Origin of the sequence: Salmonella sp. HY31, assembly GCF_042604575.1 — a bacterium.
Classification (GTDB): Bacteria; Pseudomonadota; Gammaproteobacteria; order Enterobacterales; family Enterobacteriaceae; genus Salmonella; species Salmonella diarizonae.
Window position 1 is genome coordinate 189,511 of the sequence record NZ_CP170479.1, and the last position, 16,136, is coordinate 205,646.

Consider the following 16,136-nt stretch of genomic DNA (forward strand, 5'->3'; position numbering starts at 1 on the left):
TAAGATGCGCCCGCATTCGGTGATTGGCGCAGCCTGGTAGCGCACTTCGTTCGGGACGAAGGGGTCGGAGGTTCGAATCCTCTATCACCGACCAAATTCAGAAACCCTGCTCAACGAGCAGGGTTTTTTGTATCTGAAGCCTGAAGAGGATGAGAACCTCCGGGGGCAAGAGGTTCGACTCGAGCGAAGCGAGAGAACGTTGCATCAGCAACGGCCCGCAGGGCGAGCCACGCAGTGGCGAGTCATCCTCTATCACCGACCAAATTCAAAAACCCTGCTCAACGAGCAGGGTTTTTTGTATCTGAAGCCTGAAGAGGATGAGAACCTCCGGGGGCAAGAGGTTCGACTCGAGCGAAGCGAGAGAACGTTGCGTCAGCAACGGCCCGCAGGGCGAGCCACGCAGTGGCGAGTCATCCTCTCCTGGCGCCTGCTTACTCATTGCTGACATATTCCATTGCTTTCGCCGCCGTTTGCGTAAATCGCTTTCTGCGTTACTGCCTGCCGTACTTAGCATTTTTCGCTGTCCGCTTTAACGTACATGGTATTAATCGCTCATATATGCGCCATATTTTTAAAATTTTTGCGTTGACAGCATAAAAGTTAAACACTAAATGTTTCTAAATATTAAGATAATTATTCTGATGACTCGGGCGTAGCACAAATTTCCCTGCTGAAAATACCCTTCTGAACTTTTTTTAATCTTTGTTTGTTAATTCTCACCGTTGTTGTAAAAGCTGGTTACCTGTATTGACGTTTTGACATTCTGTTGACAGATTGTAGGGAATGAGGGGCATTTTATGGAGAATCCGCACTGCAACTCAGTCGTTTATGCGAACGGAATCCCCACCTCTCACTACTGACCTGACCAGGTAAAAAACAAAAAAGGCCGGGCGGTAAAAGCCACTGCAAAGGGCAAAACAACATACATCACAATTGGAGCAGAAGAATGAGTATTTCCTTGAAGAAGTCAGGGATGCTGAAGCTTGGTCTGAGCCTGATAGCCATGACCGTTGCAGCAAGCGTACAGGCTAAAACTCTGGTTTATTGTTCAGAAGGATCTCCTGAAGGATTCAACCCGCAGCTGTTTACTTCCGGTACCACTTATGACGCCAGCGCTGTGCCCATCTACAACCGCCTGGTAGAATTCAAAATCGGCACCACGGAAGTGATCCCGGGTCTTGCTGAGAAGTGGGATATCAGCGAAGACGGTAAAATCTATACGTTCCACCTGCGTAAAGGGGTGAAATGGCAATCCAGCAAGGATTTCAAACCCACGCGCGAGCTGAACGCCGATGATGTCGTGTTCTCTTTCGACCGGCAGAAAAACGAGCAGAACCCGTACCATAAAGTGTCTGGCGGCAGCTATGAATACTTTGAAGGCATGGGGCTGCCGGATCTGATTAGCGAAGTGAAGAAGGTGGACGATCACACCGTGCAGTTTGTGCTGACGCGTCCGGAAGCGCCGTTCCTTGCCGATTTAGCCATGGACTTCGCCTCTATTCTTTCCAAAGAATATGCCGACAATATGCTGAAAGCCGGTACGCCGGAAAAAGTAGATCTGAACCCGGTTGGCACTGGCCCATTCCAACTGGTGCAATATCAGAAAGACTCCCGCATTCTCTACAAAGCCTTTGACGGTTACTGGGGCACGAAGCCGAAAATTGACCGCCTGGTTTTCTCCATTACGCCTGACGCCTCCGTGCGTTACGCTAAATTGCAGAAAAATGAGTGTCAAGTGATGCCGTACCCGAACCCGGCTGACATCGCCCGTATGAAGCAGGATAAAAACATCAATCTGATGGAGCAGGCGGGTCTGAACGTGGGTTATCTCTCCTATAACGTACAGAAAAAACCGCTGGATGACGTCAAAGTTCGCCAGGCGTTGACCTATGCCGTGAATAAAGAGGCCATCATCAAAGCCGTTTATCAGGGCGCGGGCGTTGCCGCAAAAAACCTGATCCCGCCGACGATGTGGGGCTATAACGACGATATTAAAGACTACGGCTACGATCCGGAAAAAGCGAAGGCGCTGCTGAAAGAAGCCGGTCTGGAAAAAGGCTTCACCATCGATCTGTGGGCGATGCCGGTACAGCGTCCCTATAACCCGAATGCGCGTCGTATGGCGGAAATGATCCAGGCGGACTGGGCGAAGATTGGCGTTCAGGCCAAAATTGTCACCTATGAATGGGGCGAATACCTCAAGCGCGCTAAAGATGGCGAGCACCAGACGGTGATGATGGGCTGGACCGGCGACAATGGCGATCCGGATAACTTCTTCGCCACTCTGTTCAGTTGCGATGCCGCGCAGCAAGGCTCCAACTATTCAAAATGGTGTTACAAGCCGTTTGAAGACCTCATTCAGCCTGCGCGTGCGACCGATGACCACAACAAGCGTATTGAACTCTATAAACAGGCCCAGGTTGTGATGCATGACCAGGCGCCAGCGCTGATCATCGCTCACTCCACGGTTTATGAGCCAGTGCGTAAAGAAGTTAAAGGCTATGTGGTTGATCCGCTGGGCAAACATCACTTCGAAAACGTCTCTGTCGAATAATTAAAAGAGCGCTACGCTCCGGCCTTTGTCGGCCGGATCAGCGTAGCGCCAGCCGGCAACTATGCTTCGCCCCTCGGCTATTTTTTGAGCGGGATAAGATTTGTGAGCAATACAGATTCACGGTTCCAGGCCGTGCGTCATGAGAGAGAATCCGGGTTATGTTGCAGTTCATTCTCCGACGTTTGGGACTCGTCATCCCGACGTTTATCGGTATTACCCTTCTCACCTTTGCCTTTGTCCATATGATCCCGGGCGATCCGGTGATGATCATGGCGGGTGAGCGAGGTATCTCCCCTGAGCGCCATGCTCAACTGTTGGCTGAACTCGGTCTTGATAAACCGATGTGGCAGCAGTATCTCCATTATATCTGGGGGGTGATGCATGGCGATTTAGGCATCTCGCTGAAAAGCCGAATCCCCGTGTGGGACGAGTTTGTACCTCGCTTTAAAGCGACGCTGGAACTTGGCGTCTGCGCCATGATTTTCGCCACTGCGGTGGGGATTCCGGTTGGCGTACTGGCTGCCGTCAAGCGCGGCTCCATTTTCGACCATACTGCCGTTGGCCTGGCGCTGACCGGTTACTCTATGCCTATCTTCTGGTGGGGCATGATGCTGATCATGCTGGTCTCCGTCCACTGGAACCTGACGCCGGTTTCCGGGCGCGTGAGCGATATGGTGTTTCTTGATGACACCAATCCGTTGACTGGCTTTATGCTGATCGACACCGCCATCTGGGGCGAAGAGGGCAACTTTATTGATGCGCTGGCACATATGATCCTGCCTGCGATGGTGCTCGGCACAATCCCGCTGGCCGTCATTGTGCGTATGACCCGTTCGTCGATGCTGGAAGTGCTGGGGGAGGATTACATCCGTACCGCACGCGCCAAAGGGTTGACCAGGATGCGCGTCATTATCATCCATGCTCTGCGTAACGCCATGTTGCCGGTCGTCACCGTGATCGGCCTGCAGGTCGGGACGCTGTTGGCGGGCGCGATTCTGACAGAAACTATCTTCTCGTGGCCCGGCCTGGGGCGCTGGCTGATCGATGCGCTGCAACGCCGCGATTATCCGGTAGTGCAGGGCGGCGTGTTACTGGTAGCGACGATGATTATTCTCGTCAACCTGCTGGTAGACCTGCTGTACGGCGTGGTGAACCCGCGTATTCGGCATAAGAAGTAAGGGGCCATCATGTCACAGGTTACTGAAAATAATGTTATTGCCGCACCGGCGCCCATGACGCCATTGCGAGAGTTCTGGCACTATTTCAAACGCAATAAAGGCGCGGTCGTCGGGCTGGCGTATGTCGTCATCGTGATCCTGATTGCGGTGTTTGCCAACTTTATTGCGCCGTACAACCCGGCAGAGCAGTTCCGCGATGCGCTGCTGGCGCCGCCGGTCTGGCAGGAAGGCGGCAGTTGGGCGCATATTCTGGGAACGGATGATGTTGGTCGCGATGTCCTCTCGCGCCTGATGTATGGCGCGCGTTTGTCACTGCTGGTCGGCTGTCTGGTGGTCGTCCTGTCGCTGGTAATGGGGATTATTCTCGGCCTGGTCGCGGGCTACTTCGGCGGTCTGGTCGATAACATCATCATGCGCGTGGTCGATATCATGCTGGCCCTGCCGAGCCTGCTGCTGGCGCTGGTGCTGGTGGCGATCTTCGGCCCCTCCATCGTCAACGCTGCACTGGCGTTGACGTTTGTGGCGCTGCCGCACTATGTCCGCTTAACCCGCGCGGCGGTTCTGGTAGAGGTGAACCGCGATTATGTGACTGCCTCTCGCGTGGCGGGCGCAGGCGCGATGCGTCAGATGTTCGTCAATATTTTCCCGAACTGCCTTGCGCCGCTGATCGTTCAGGCGTCGCTGGGCTTCTCTAACGCCATTCTCGATATGGCCGCTCTCGGTTTTCTTGGCATGGGCGCGCAGCCGCCAACGCCGGAGTGGGGCACCATGCTCTCTGACGTGTTGCAGTTCGCGCAAAGCGCCTGGTGGGTCGTGACCTTCCCGGGGCTGGCGATTCTGCTGACGGTGCTGGCATTTAACCTGATGGGTGACGGTCTGCGTGACGCGCTCGATCCCAAACTGAAGCAGTAAGAGGTTCGAGATGGCGTTATTAAATGTAGATCAATTATCGGTACACTTCGGCGACGAAGGGACACCGTTCAAAGCCGTCGACCGCATCAGCTACAGCGTGAAGCAGGGGGAAGTGGTCGGCATTGTCGGCGAGTCTGGTTCCGGCAAATCCGTCAGCTCGCTGGCGATTATGGGGCTTATCGATTACCCAGGCCGCGTGATGGCGGAAAACCTGCTCTTTAACGGACAGGATCTGAAGCGCATTTCCGAGAAGGAACGTCGCAACCTGGTGGGCGCTGAAGTAGCGATGATTTTCCAGGACCCGATGACCAGCCTCAATCCTTGCTATACCGTTGGCTTTCAGATTATGGAAGCCATCAAGGTACACCAGGGCGGGAACAAGAAAACCCGTCGTCAGCGAGCGATTGACCTGTTGAACCAGGTGGGCATTCCCGATCCGGCCTCTCGTCTGGATGTCTATCCGCACCAGCTTTCCGGCGGTATGAGTCAGCGAGTGATGATTGCGATGGCAATAGCCTGTCGACCAAAGCTGTTAATTGCTGATGAACCGACCACGGCGCTGGATGTGACCATTCAGGCGCAAATCATTGAGCTGCTGCTGGAGTTGCAGCAAAAAGAGAACATGGCGCTGGTGCTTATTACCCATGACCTGGCGCTGGTGGCGGAAGCGGCGCACAAAATTATCGTCATGTACGCCGGGCAGGTAGTCGAAACCGGCGATGCGCAGGATATTTTTCGTGCGCCGCGTCATCCCTATACGCAGGCACTGCTACGCGCGTTGCCGGAATTTGCGCAAGATAAAGCGCGTCTGGCTTCGCTGCCGGGCGTGGTGCCGGGGAAATATGACCGCCCGACAGGCTGTCTGCTTAACCCGCGCTGCCCCTACGCCACGGACAGATGTCGTGCGGAAGAACCTGCTCTCAACCAACTGGACGATGGACGTCAGTCAAAATGTCATTACCCACTCGATGATGCCGGGAGGCCCACACTATGAGTACGCATGAGGCCACCTTGCAACAGCCGCTGTTGCGGGCTATCGACCTGAAAAAACACTACCCGGTAAAGAAGGGGATCTTTTCTCCGGAACGGCTGGTAAAAGCGCTGGACGGCGTGTCGTTTAATCTCGAACGCGGTAAGACGCTGGCCGTAGTGGGGGAGTCCGGTTGTGGAAAATCCACGCTGGGCCGCCTGCTGACGATGATTGAAACGCCAACCGGCGGCGAGCTTTATTACCAGGGGCAGGATCTGCTCAAACACGATCCGCACGCGCAGAAGCTGCGGCGGCAGAAAATCCAGATTGTGTTTCAGAACCCTTACGGTTCCCTGAACCCACGCAAGAAAGTGGGGCAAATTCTGGAAGAGCCGTTGCTGATCAATACCAGCCTGAGTAAAGCGCAGCGTCGTGAAAAAGCGCTGGCGATGATGGCGAAGGTGGGGCTGAAAACCGAGCACTACGACCGCTATCCGCATATGTTCTCCGGCGGCCAGCGTCAGCGTATCGCTATCGCCCGCGGTCTGATGCTTGATCCGGACGTAGTGATTGCCGACGAACCGGTCTCCGCGCTCGACGTGTCGGTGCGCGCCCAGGTGCTGAACCTGATGATGGATTTGCAACAGGATATGGGGCTGTCTTATGTCTTTATCTCGCACGACCTGTCGGTGGTGGAACACATCGCCGATGAAGTGATGGTCATGTACTTAGGCCGCTGCGTGGAGAAAGGGACCAAAGAGCAGATTTTTAACAATCCACGTCATCCGTATACCCAGGCGTTGCTCTCCGCCACGCCGCGGCTGAATCCGGACGATCGCCGTGAGCGGATTAAGCTGACCGGCGAGTTGCCAAGTCCGCTGAATCCGCCGCCGGGCTGCGCCTTCAACGCCCGCTGCCGCCGTCGCTTCGGACCCTGTACGCAGTTGCAGCCGCAGCTCAAAGAGTACGACGGTCAGTTGGTGGCCTGCTTTGCCGTCGATCAGGATGAAAATCCGCAGAAATCGGTGAGTTAACTGCATTTTATGCCGGATGGCGGCTACGCCTTATCCGGCCTACACCCTATCGGTAGGCCTGGTAAGCGTAGCGCCACCAGGCATTGCTCTTTGGCACGGCTTATTCAATCAATTTTAATAATGGCGACAGGCACAACAATATTCCATATAACAAAATAAGCCAGGTTTTCAGACCGCGTAATTTTTTCAGTTGCACTACTTTATAAATCAGGAAAAAGGGAATAATACACGCGACAATGCCATAAAGCGGACTGCCTAACTGGAAAAAGACCAATACTGAGACGCGAAACGAAACCCAAATGACCAGAGTAACCACGATAAAGACACAGATCCCAGTGGTCAGTAACAGTGGGTTGACGTTTTTGACATCCATAATACGACTCAATACATTCAGCACAATACCTTTAAGCGCTTCGTGAAAACCTAAATAAATACCAAAGAACGCGGTAAGTACGGCAAAAATATTGAGGATGGTGGAGGTAATGTGGATGATATGGCCAGGGATTACCTGAGCTGCCAGCGCAAGGGCGGAAATATTCTGCTCGAACGCTGATACCGCCTCTTCATGGCTAATCGAAAAGGTAAACGAGAACGAGAAAAAGAGAATAATAGCAATCAGCGTAATATAGCTAATGCGGTGTGTGCGAATCGCCATTCGGGTGGCCAGCACACGGTCAGGTTCGCGTTTACGATAGGCGATGTTCATTGGGTTTAGCACCTGAATGAAGACCGCAGAAAAGAAGCAGAATGGGATAGTGAGCAGTACGTCGCGAAAGAAAACCGATGCGGCGGGAAAGGCGGAAATATTATCAAGATTCCAGTGTGGGATCATCGCAAAACCGAATATCAGAATGATCCCGACTTTCACCACCACCATCGGGCCGGAAATTTTAAATAATAGCTTTTCCCCGCCGGAGGCAATCGCGACCAGCACGGCGAAAATCGCGACTTTATAGATAATAGACTGCGAAAGATCGGCCTCAGTAAGGCCGAAGGTTTTTATATAGGAGGCGCTATCAAACACCACCGACAGGGAGTAAATAAACACCCCGTGGATAATCATAAGAAAATAGATTACACCGAGAAAAACGCCCCAGTTTTTGCCCAGGTAGTGACTGATAATATCTGTATAATCGTCACAGGTTTCGCTTTCAGACAACGTTTTTAGATAAATATCCTGCACAATATAGGTAGCGGGATAAGCGATGATAAAAGCGGTAATAAATACCCAGATCCCCTTGAGACCGATTTGCACAGGCATTAATACGGTACCTGCGCCGATCGCCATACCGATACACAAGAGCACCCAGCCAAAATCATATTTTGTAAACGGTAATCTCGTTGAAAGCGGTGTGGTCGTTGCTTTACTGTTATTTAATGGTAATGTGTCGTCCTGCATAGAGCCCCCTGCCCAAAATATACGCAGCTCTCTCATAAAGAATGCTGCCTATAACCAGGCTATAGTGCCTTGATACCCGATGCGGCAAACCGGTGACAGCGGTTCGCCGCGCAATCGTCAGAATGCTGCTTTTCTGCTGGCGCGTTCAAGGTCATGAATAATATCGTCGGGATCTTCAGGTCCCGCTGAAAGACGGATAAGTTCGTCGGTAATACCTGCTTTTAGCCATTCCTCTGGCGCAACAGGCGAATATGTCATAGACGCAGGATGCTGAACGAGGGTTTCGGTATCACCGGGACTGGCCGCGAGGAGGCATAATTTACAGAATTGAGTGGCTGACTGCCAGTCTCAGAAATGCTGAATGTATTCTGGCAAATAAAAGTAGTCGTCTGCGAAGCGTCACGCAGATTGCACGTTAGCGCCGTGCCGGGGCGGGTGTTTTACCGTAATATCAGCAGCAAGCCGGGTTTACCCGGTGAGGCGCAATGTTGCGGGGGCTTGATCCCCGGCGGCATAGGTTGCTGGATAGAGAAAACCCCCGCACGTTGACTGGTATAAACCTGGCAACCTGACGGGGGCTAACTTGAACCTCAACACATCAAGGATAGCCGCGAACGGTTGCCATTGCAACAAGGCGGCTATATGACGCTTACGCAGTTGGGCGTGGCCTTCTGGCACGATCTGGCGGCGCCGATCATTGCTGGCATTATCGCCAGTGTGATCGTCAACTGGCTACGTGACAGGAAGTAATGCGTTTTGAGCGTCTGTCCGCCGTAATGGCAACATGCGCCCGAACCAGGCCGCAGGGGAAACCTTGCGGCCTTTTTCGGTTTACTGCGGGTAGGGCACCCAGTCGCCGCCATTCAGACGAACGTAGGGTTTACCCTGATACTGAATCACCACCGCATTAGCGTTTTCTGAAACCGGCGCGGTTTGCGGCAGATTGCTGGTCAGCTTGTTCCAGTTCACACTGTCTTCGGTAAAGAGCTTACCGTCCACGGCGCGTACGACCAGTTCGGAAATCGCCAGGTAGCTGCTCGGCTGGTTAATATCAATCGGCGCGCCCTCATGCGGGGCTTTCATGCCAAAAAATTTCACGCCCGCCGGGACATTGGTGATGGAGGGGCTGGGAATATCGCGCAGGCCTGAGATCTGCATTCTGTCGCCCTTCAGCGCGCCGCCGTGCTCCGGTACGACGACCACCATCACCTTACGTCCGGATTTCTCCAGCTCGGTAAAGAAGGCGTCCAGTTCATCGAACAGCTTCTGCGCGCGGATTTTATAATCCGCCGTTTTGCTGACGCCGGGGAAGTGGTTGCCATCGTGTAACGGCAGCAGGTTAAAGAAGGTCGCGGAACGGGAGCTGGCTTCACGTTCTTCCCCTGTCAACCAGCGGTTCAGAACCGCCAGGTCGTCATATACCGGCGAGCCGTCGAATGACAGCAGGGCGGTTGGCAGACCGGACTGGTTCATCAGCTCGCTCTGCATACCGCCGTTTTCGCGAACTTCTTTCAGGAAGCCGCCAAATTCGCCGTTATGATCCATCATCAGATGCTGAGTAAAGCCCAGTTTCGCCAGATTATCGAACAGATAACATTCGTTATCGGCTGGTTGATAAAGCCGGGTATGCGATGGTTGACCACAACTGGCGCGCAGCAGACGAATGGCCGCCGGGCCGCTGTAAGACGTACCGGAATTAAAATGTTTAAACAAGATATCAAAGTGCGACCATAGCGGATGTGACATCAAGCCTGCCGCTTCGACATCCGACCAGGAGAGCGAACAAATATTGATGACCAATAGGTCGAACGGCTGCGCATCAGGCGGAAGCTGCGCCGGGAACGACGTTTTCCGCTTTTCTTCCGCAGTATAGAAGGTGTTCAACCAGGCGTTCAGATTCGCGGTCGTCGGTGGCGCGGTTTGCGCAGGCATATCGCCGATGATCGGCTTATCGCCCGCTGTCGCGACGGTAGCGGCAGCGTTACCGCCAGTCGTCGTCACCGTATCGGTTGGCTGACCTGCCGGCCACAGCGTAAAAACCGGGCCGGTTAATGTCAGGACGTTCAGCCATATCATGATGGCGACCACAAACACCGTGACCCGAATCCACTGTGATAAAAATAGCCAGGCGACCAGCAGTACAAAGACGGCGCCGATCATTTGCCAGTTAATAAAACGAGCGATCAGATCGAGCAGATAACCGGAGCTGAACTCCGCCACCTGCGTACCCTGGCTCATAATGCTTTGCGGGCCGGGCAGCCAGGTGTCGTGCCAGAACAGCGCGAAGCCGACGGGAATAGCAATCCAGTGGCGCAACTGGTGGAGGCGATATTTTGGTATTGGTATCAGCAGGAACGCCATAAATACCAGATTCAGTAAAGGATGAAAATTCAGGTAGCCTGCCCACAGCAGGCCAAACTTGACCAGAAAATAGAAATTCCAGCCGGAAAGACCGCGCCAGTATTGCCAGAGCGGAGAAGGCATTGAGGGTGTTTGAGTATGCTGAGTCATTTTTTGTCTGCCTTGACTTTCGTAGCGCGGCGCAGAGTTCCGGCTGGTTTTACATAACGAGGTTTGGCAAATAGCAGCCGGGTCGTATCACTCATACGGCGTAGCGAATGACGCGCCAGATAGCCCAGCGGAAAGAAAATCAGCGCGCAAAAAAGAATAAGTTGCACGATATCGCTGATGGTCATCATGATGCACGCTCCGCGGTGTCGTCGAGCAATCGCAGGGGTTCAGGAATACGACGCCAGATGCGGCCATCGTGTTCGGCATTTATTACCGGGTCGGCGCGTTTAGCCAGCGGTAGCGGCGTTCCCCACAATTCCGGCGACAATAAGCGCATCTGCACCAGCTCGGCGCTGATTTGTTTATCTTCGAACCAGACCATACGATTAGAGAAAATATCGCCCGTGGGCAAAGGGAAAATATGGTTTAACGCGGTATCCAGATCGTTGACCCGGCAGAATGATAAAAACAACACCAGACGGTTGCCGCCGATGGTCATAATATCGCCGGTTCGGTTTGGCCGACATAATGTCAATGCCTGCTCAACCCGAATGCCCGGCACCGGGCGCAGCGCGACCAGAACGCCTTTCCCGTCGGCGGGGAGCAGCGTATTGCTCATCATCGTATGGACGGCATCGCAGAAGGTATCCCACGGCTGAAAACCGCGCAGTTTCAACGGCTGCGTCATCGACAGCAGCGTGGTGATATCTTCCGGTACGTAACGGCTGAACTGCTGTCCCTGAACGCTTTCAATAAGTGTCAGACAGCGTGAAAGCGGAGCGTTCCAGGGAATGATCATATTGGCGCCGCAACCCAGCAGCAGGCGCTCATCGGTGGCACGCAAACTGGCGATATTTTCGCGCACGACAATTTTCAGCGCGCTTCCCCGCTGGCGCCGCAAAGTATGAATGCGACGAGCAAGCGGCTCGATTTGGTTATTCTGTGTGAGAGAAAAAATAATCGTCGCGGCCTGCGCCGTGCGCGCGTCGTTGAACAGCGCTTCGTTATTGTCGAAAAGCGCCCAGTGTTCCGAGAGCGGCGGCGCGCCTTCAAGGACGGCGACGTGGCTGAGAATGCGTTTTTCGTCGCTACGCGGCTGAATTGCCGTCTCTTCCTGATGGGATAACATCCAGCGTTCATCCTGCTGACATAGCAATAACTGCTGTCGGGCGCTGACGCCTTTTTCGTTACACCAGAAGGCAATATCGAACAAATGTTGATCGCCCTGAAAACGTAAACTGGCGAGGCCGAAAAGTGAGCGATACTCGCCCATCAACAACGAGGATTGTTTATCACTATTATGACAAGGGTTAATAACCAACAATGAACAGTGATGAAAGCGAGTCCATTTATTCATTTTTTCCAGCCATTTATGCAGGCTTTCTGACGTTATATTCCGCCACGTGTTATTTGTACAAATAAGAATGAAAAAGTAATGCGTCGGGTTGACAGAACAAAGTAAATCGTGGGCCAAAGAGTATAGCCCTTTTTCTGAATCCGGCATGGTAAATAAGCGGATTTTCTCCGGACCGTGAGATTCATCTAATTTGATTACTTTGCCAGGATCGCCTTCCATGCCGATGACGGCGACGTTTGCATTCTCCGTTTGTGACGCAATCGTTTGATTCACCAGACTGATGGCATCTTGCTGGCGATCGGCGTTAACCCACCAGACACCGCCAGTTGGCATATGACGCAGTTCATCCCATAATGATGAGATGCCGAGAGAAAATACGGGGTCCACAGTGTCCCTCATGTCACTATTTTAACTATTTATCAGTTTACTAGCGAAAGCACAGAAATAAACCTAACATTGAAATTAAAACGCATCAGATTTAGCATGTGAATCAATTTGTCCGGCAGGATGCCCTGTAACTCTGCGCTTTGCATTTTTACACATTATAAATGATGCCACGGAAAGACGAAAAATGCGCGTTCTCCCGTATTGACGACGGGGCGTAATGTTGCCAGTGAGAAATATTTAAAAGGGAGCAACCAGAATGTATAACAATGAACCTGGCGCTCAGTCCGATCCAACGTTGGGCTACACTTTTCAAAATGATTTTCTGGCATTAAGCCAGGCGTTTTCACTACCCGAAATAGATTATACCGATATTTCCCAACGCGAACAGTTGGCGGCGGCGATTAAAAGATGGCCGCTCCTGGCTGAATTTGCGCAACAACATTAAGGAAGCCATAAATGGCGATTCTGGGATTGCAGGGCGTGCGCGGTGGGGTGGGAACCACATCTATCACCTCAGCACTCGCCTGGGCGTTACAAATCTTAGGGGAAAATGTCCTGGTGATTGACGCCAGCCCCGATAACCTGCTGCGCATGTCGTTTAACGTCGACTTCGTCCATCAGGGCGGTTGGGCGCGATCGTTGCTGGACGGCCATGACTGGCGTGATGCCGGGTTACGTTATACCTCGCAGCTTGATCTGCTGCCGTTTGGACAGCTCACCACGAAAGAGCGGGAAAATCCGCAGGCCTGGCAGGAGACGCTGGGAGAGATCGGATCTGCTATCCAGGCGCTGAAAGCGAGCAGGCGTTATAGCTGGATTTTACTGGACTTACCCTACGGCGCGTCACCACTGACACGGCAGTTGGTGAGCCTCTGCGACCATACGCTGGCGGTAGCCAGGGTTGACACCAACTGCCATATTCGCCTTCATCAACAGGCGTTGCCTGCCGGAGCGCATATTCTGATCAATGACTTACGCATCGGCAGCCAGTTACAAGACGATCTGTACCAGGTCTGGCTGCAAAGCCAGCGCCGATTGCTGCCTATGGTGATCCATCGCGATGAGGCGATGGCGGAGTGCATGGCGTCGAAACAACCGTTAGGCGAGTATCGCAGCGATTCGTTGGCCGCCGAAGAGGTGTTAACGCTGGCGAACTGGTGCCTGTTGCACGATGCGGGAGACAAAACGTCCGCCAGGAGCCCGCGATGAGCGCCCTTTCCCGGTGGCTGCTTATCCCGCCGGTCAGCGCGCGTTTGAGCGAGCGCTATCAGGGTTACCGCCGCCACGGCGCGTCGCCATTTAGCGCAGCGCTCGGCTGCCTGTGGACGATTCTGGCGTGGATAGTGTTTCCGCTTGAGCATCCGCGCTGGCAGCGTATTCGCGCCGGGCATAAAGCGCTTTATCCGCATATTAACGCCGCCCGCCCGCGCCCGCTGGACCCGGCTCGATATCTCATTCAGACCCTCTGGCTGGTAATGATCTCGTCAGCTAAAGAACGTCATGAACCGCGCTGGCGGTCATTTGCGCGCTTGCAGGGCGTTCGTGGACGTTACCATCAATGGATGGATACCTTACCGGAGCGGGTGCGCCAAAAGACAACGCACCTGGAAAAGGAAAAAGAACTGGGACATCTTAGCAACGGCGTCCGACGTTTTATTCTGGGCGTTATCGTGACCTTTTCACTGATACTGGCGCTGATCTGTATTACGCAGCCATTTAACCCGCTATCGCAATTTATCTTTCTGCTGTTGCTGTGGGGCGTTGCGCTATTGGTACGACGTATGCCGGGACGCTTTTCCGCGCTGATGCTCATCGTGCTGTCGCTAACGGTCTCCTGTCGTTATATCTGGTGGCGCTATACCTCGACGCTAAATTGGGACGACCCGGTAAGTCTGGTGTGTGGACTGATTTTGCTGTTTGCGGAAACCTACGCCTGGATTGTGCTGGTGCTGGGGTACTTCCAGGTGGTGTGGCCGTTAAATCGTCAACCGGTGCCGTTGCCGAAAGAGATGTCGCAGTGGCCGACAGTGGATATTTTTGTGCCGACCTATAACGAAGACCTTAACGTGGTCAAAAATACCATTTACGCTTCGCTTGGCATTGACTGGCCGAAAGACAAGCTGAATATCTGGATTCTTGATGACGGCGGGCGAGAATCATTTCGTCAGTTTGCCCGACATGTTGGCGTGCATTACATTGCCCGCGCCACGCATGAACACGCCAAAGCCGGCAACATCAACAATGCGCTAAAACACGCGAAAGGCGAGTTTGTGGCGATCTTCGATTGCGACCATGTGCCGACGCGCTCGTTTCTGCAAATGACGATGGGCTGGTTCCTGAAAGAGAAACAGCTGGCGATGATGCAGACGCCGCACCACTTCTTCTCCCCGGACCCTTTTGAGCGCAACCTGGGGCGTTTTCGTAAAACGCCTAACGAAGGCACGCTGTTTTACGGGCTGGTGCAGGACGGTAACGATATGTGGGACGCCACTTTCTTTTGCGGATCGTGCGCGGTGATTCGCCGTAAGCCGCTGGATGAGATTGGCGGTATCGCCGTTGAGACGGTGACGGAAGATGCGCATACTTCGCTCCGGCTGCACCGGCGCGGTTATACCTCTGCGTATATGCGCATTCCGCAGGCGGCGGGGCTGGCGACGGAAAGCCTGTCGGCGCATATCGGGCAGCGTATTCGTTGGGCGCGGGGCATGGTGCAAATTTTCCGCCTCGATAACCCTCTGTTTGGCAAAGGCTTAAAACTGGCGCAGCGGCTGTGCTACCTCAACGCAATGTTCCATTTCTTGTCCGGCATTCCGCGCCTGATCTTTCTGACCGCGCCGCTGGCTTTTCTGCTGCTGCACGCCTATATCATTTATGCGCCTGCGTTGATGATTGCGCTATTTGTTTTACCGCACATGATCCACGCCAGCCTGACTAACTCGAAGATTCAGGGTAAGTATCGTCACTCCTTCTGGAGCGAAATCTATGAAACGGTACTGGCATGGTATATCGCGCCGCCGACTCTGGTCGCGTTGATCAATCCGCACAAAGGGAAATTTAACGTCACGGCGAAAGGCGGGCTGGTGGAAGAGAAGTACGTCGACTGGGTAATCTCGCGTCCGTATATCTTCCTTGTCTTGCTTAACCTGCTCGGTGTGGTGGTGGGCGTATGGCGATACTATTACGGGCCGGAAAATGAAATGCTGACCGTCATCGTTAGCCTGGTGTGGGTCTTCTACAACCTGGTCATTCTCGGCGGCGCGGTTGCGGTTTCGGTAGAGAGTAAACAGGTCAGGCGCGCGCATCGGGTCGAGATTGCCATGCCGGGGGCCATCGCCCGCGAAGATGGGCATTTGTTCTCCTGTACCGTACATGACTTCTCCGACGGCGGGTTAGGCATCAAGATCAACGGTCAGGCGCAGGTGCTGGAAGGACAGAAAGTGAACCTGTTGCTTAAACGTGGGCAGCAGGAATATGTCTTTCCAACGCAGGTGGTGCGCGTGACGGGCAATGAGATAGGGCTGCAACTGATGCCGCTCACCACCAAACAACATATTGATTTTGTGCAGTGTACCTTCGCTCGCGCCGATACGTGGGCGCTTTGGCAAGATAGCTTCCCGGAAGATAAACCGCTGGAAAGCTTGCTGGATATTCTGAAGCTGGGCTTCCGCGGCTATCGCCATCTCGCGGAGTTTGCACCGCCTTCAGTAAAAGTAATTTTCCGATCGTTGACGGCGTTAATTGCCTGGATTGTATCGTTTATTCCGCGTCGCCCGGAGCGGCAAGCGGCGATACAGCCGTCGGATCGGGTTATGGCTCAGGCTCAACAATGATGAT

At 53.6% G+C, this 16,136-nt stretch carries 13 protein-coding genes, 1 tRNA gene, 2 other RNA genes and 1 pseudogene; 12 read left to right on the top strand and 5 right to left on the bottom strand.

Annotation, left to right across the window (positions count from 1 at the left end):
• The first annotated feature begins 17 nt into the window (after window positions 1–17).
• The 8 genes from ACE15A_RS00880 (at window position 18) to dppF (ending at window position 6,648) form a co-directional block, all read left to right on the top strand.
• A tRNA-Pro gene (locus ACE15A_RS00880) sits at window positions 18–94 on the top strand.
• A gap of 34 nt (window positions 95–128) precedes the next feature.
• Window positions 129–262: non-coding RNA, RtT sRNA (locus tag ACE15A_RS00885), on the top strand.
• Between the two features lie 34 nt (window positions 263–296).
• Window positions 297–430, top strand: a non-coding RNA gene (locus ACE15A_RS00890) — RtT sRNA.
• Window positions 431–946: 516 nt separating this feature from the next.
• The gene (gene dppA, locus ACE15A_RS00895; RefSeq protein WP_053508027.1) at window positions 947–2,554 is read left to right on the top strand and encodes a dipeptide ABC transporter periplasmic-binding protein DppA; all 1,608 of its coding nucleotides are present in this window, start codon (window positions 947–949) and stop codon (window positions 2,552–2,554) included.
• Window positions 2,555–2,712: 158 nt separating this feature from the next.
• Window positions 2,713–3,732 (top strand): dipeptide ABC transporter permease DppB, encoded by a 1,020-nt coding sequence (gene dppB, locus ACE15A_RS00900; RefSeq protein WP_000938839.1) that lies wholly within the window; start codon window positions 2,713–2,715, stop codon window positions 3,730–3,732.
• A 9-nt stretch (window positions 3,733–3,741) separates the two neighbouring features.
• Entirely contained in the window at window positions 3,742–4,644 is a 903-nt protein-coding gene (gene dppC, locus ACE15A_RS00905) for a dipeptide ABC transporter permease DppC (RefSeq protein ID WP_064055960.1), read from the top strand.
• A 10-nt stretch (window positions 4,645–4,654) separates the two neighbouring features.
• Window positions 4,655–5,638, top strand: a complete 984-nt coding sequence (dppD, locus tag ACE15A_RS00910) for a dipeptide ABC transporter ATP-binding protein (protein ID WP_023247768.1) — start codon at window positions 4,655–4,657, stop codon at window positions 5,636–5,638.
• Complete coding sequence (dppF, locus tag ACE15A_RS00915) at window positions 5,635–6,648, top strand: dipeptide ABC transporter ATP-binding subunit DppF (protein WP_023247769.1); 1,014 nt, start codon at window positions 5,635–5,637, stop codon at window positions 6,646–6,648. Before dppD ends, dppF begins: the two co-directional genes overlap by 4 nt.
• Window positions 6,649–6,748: 100 nt before the next feature.
• Here the strand turns inward: dppF and ACE15A_RS00920 are convergent, their stop codons facing one another.
• Both ACE15A_RS00920 and ACE15A_RS00925 read right to left on the bottom strand, forming a co-directional pair.
• Window positions 6,749–8,047: an aromatic amino acid transport family protein gene (locus ACE15A_RS00920; RefSeq protein WP_053508023.1), complete on the bottom strand. Its 1,299-nt coding sequence runs from the start codon at window positions 8,045–8,047 to the stop codon at window positions 6,749–6,751.
• A 117-nt stretch (window positions 8,048–8,164) separates the two neighbouring features.
• Window positions 8,165–8,368, bottom strand: a pseudogene (locus tag ACE15A_RS00925) (PLP-dependent transferase); the annotation flags it as partial.
• A 321-nt stretch (window positions 8,369–8,689) separates the two neighbouring features.
• Between ACE15A_RS00925 and ACE15A_RS00930 the strand changes: the two are divergent.
• Entirely contained in the window at window positions 8,690–8,797 is a 108-nt protein-coding gene (locus tag ACE15A_RS00930; RefSeq protein WP_001537650.1) for a type I toxin-antitoxin system toxin Ldr family protein, read from the top strand.
• Window positions 8,798–8,878: 81 nt separating this feature from the next.
• Here the strand turns inward: ACE15A_RS00930 and bcsG are convergent, their stop codons facing one another.
• The 3 genes from bcsG to bcsE are packed head-to-tail and all read right to left on the bottom strand — an operon-like array spanning window position 8,879 to window position 12,314.
• Window positions 8,879–10,558 carry a cellulose biosynthesis protein BcsG gene (gene bcsG, locus ACE15A_RS00935; RefSeq protein ID WP_053508021.1) on the bottom strand — a complete coding sequence of 560 codons (1,680 nt, stop codon included), beginning with the start codon at window positions 10,556–10,558 and terminating at the stop codon, window positions 8,879–8,881.
• Entirely contained in the window at window positions 10,555–10,746 is a 192-nt protein-coding gene (bcsF, locus tag ACE15A_RS00940; RefSeq protein ID WP_023247774.1) for a cellulose biosynthesis protein BcsF, read from the bottom strand. Before bcsF ends, bcsG begins: the two co-directional genes overlap by 4 nt.
• Entirely contained in the window at window positions 10,743–12,314 is a 1,572-nt protein-coding gene (gene bcsE / locus ACE15A_RS00945; RefSeq protein ID WP_023247775.1) for a cellulose biosynthesis c-di-GMP-binding protein BcsE, read from the bottom strand. Before bcsE ends, bcsF begins: the two co-directional genes overlap by 4 nt.
• A gap of 244 nt (window positions 12,315–12,558) precedes the next feature.
• On the opposite strand from bcsE, the gene bcsR reads away from it, so the two are divergent.
• Genes bcsR through bcsA form a run of 3 tightly spaced genes read left to right on the top strand, consistent with a single transcriptional unit; the run spans window position 12,559 to window position 16,132 of the window.
• A complete protein-coding gene (bcsR, locus tag ACE15A_RS00950; protein WP_000282617.1) occupies window positions 12,559–12,747 on the top strand; it encodes a cellulose biosynthesis protein BcsR in 189 nt (62 codons plus the stop codon).
• 11 nt (window positions 12,748–12,758) lie between these two features.
• Window positions 12,759–13,511 carry a cellulose biosynthesis protein BcsQ gene (gene bcsQ / locus ACE15A_RS00955; protein WP_053508018.1) on the top strand — a complete coding sequence of 251 codons (753 nt, stop codon included), beginning with the start codon at window positions 12,759–12,761 and terminating at the stop codon, window positions 13,509–13,511.
• Window positions 13,508–16,132, top strand: coding sequence for a UDP-forming cellulose synthase catalytic subunit (gene bcsA / locus ACE15A_RS00960; RefSeq protein ID WP_053508016.1), 2,625 nt, complete (start codon window positions 13,508–13,510; stop codon window positions 16,130–16,132). The genes bcsQ and bcsA overlap by 4 nt, the downstream gene beginning before the upstream one ends.
• The last annotated feature ends 4 nt before the right edge of the window (window positions 16,133–16,136 follow it).

Coding starts and splice junctions, on each gene's coding strand:
- bcsQ (WP_053508018.1), top strand. CDS start 12,759: ATGGCGATTCTGGGATTGCAGGGCGTGCGCGGTGGGGTGGGAACCACA.
- ACE15A_RS00930 (WP_001537650.1), top strand. CDS start 8,690: ATGACGCTTACGCAGTTGGGCGTGGCCTTCTGGCACGATCTGGCGGCG.
- dppB (WP_000938839.1), top strand. CDS start 2,713: ATGTTGCAGTTCATTCTCCGACGTTTGGGACTCGTCATCCCGACGTTT.
- bcsF (WP_023247774.1), bottom strand. CDS start 10,746: ATGATGACCATCAGCGATATCGTGCAACTTATTCTTTTTTGCGCGCTG.
- dppA (WP_053508027.1), top strand. CDS start 947: ATGAGTATTTCCTTGAAGAAGTCAGGGATGCTGAAGCTTGGTCTGAGC.
- bcsA (WP_053508016.1), top strand. CDS start 13,508: ATGAGCGCCCTTTCCCGGTGGCTGCTTATCCCGCCGGTCAGCGCGCGT.
- dppD (WP_023247768.1), top strand. CDS start 4,655: ATGGCGTTATTAAATGTAGATCAATTATCGGTACACTTCGGCGACGAA.
- dppC (WP_064055960.1), top strand. CDS start 3,742: ATGTCACAGGTTACTGAAAATAATGTTATTGCCGCACCGGCGCCCATG.
- bcsE (WP_023247775.1), bottom strand. CDS start 12,314: ATGAGGGACACTGTGGACCCCGTATTTTCTCTCGGCATCTCATCATTA.
- dppF (WP_023247769.1), top strand. CDS start 5,635: ATGAGTACGCATGAGGCCACCTTGCAACAGCCGCTGTTGCGGGCTATC.
- bcsG (WP_053508021.1), bottom strand. CDS start 10,558: ATGACTCAGCATACTCAAACACCCTCAATGCCTTCTCCGCTCTGGCAA.
- ACE15A_RS00920 (WP_053508023.1), bottom strand. CDS start 8,047: ATGCAGGACGACACATTACCATTAAATAACAGTAAAGCAACGACCACA.
- bcsR (WP_000282617.1), top strand. CDS start 12,559: ATGTATAACAATGAACCTGGCGCTCAGTCCGATCCAACGTTGGGCTAC.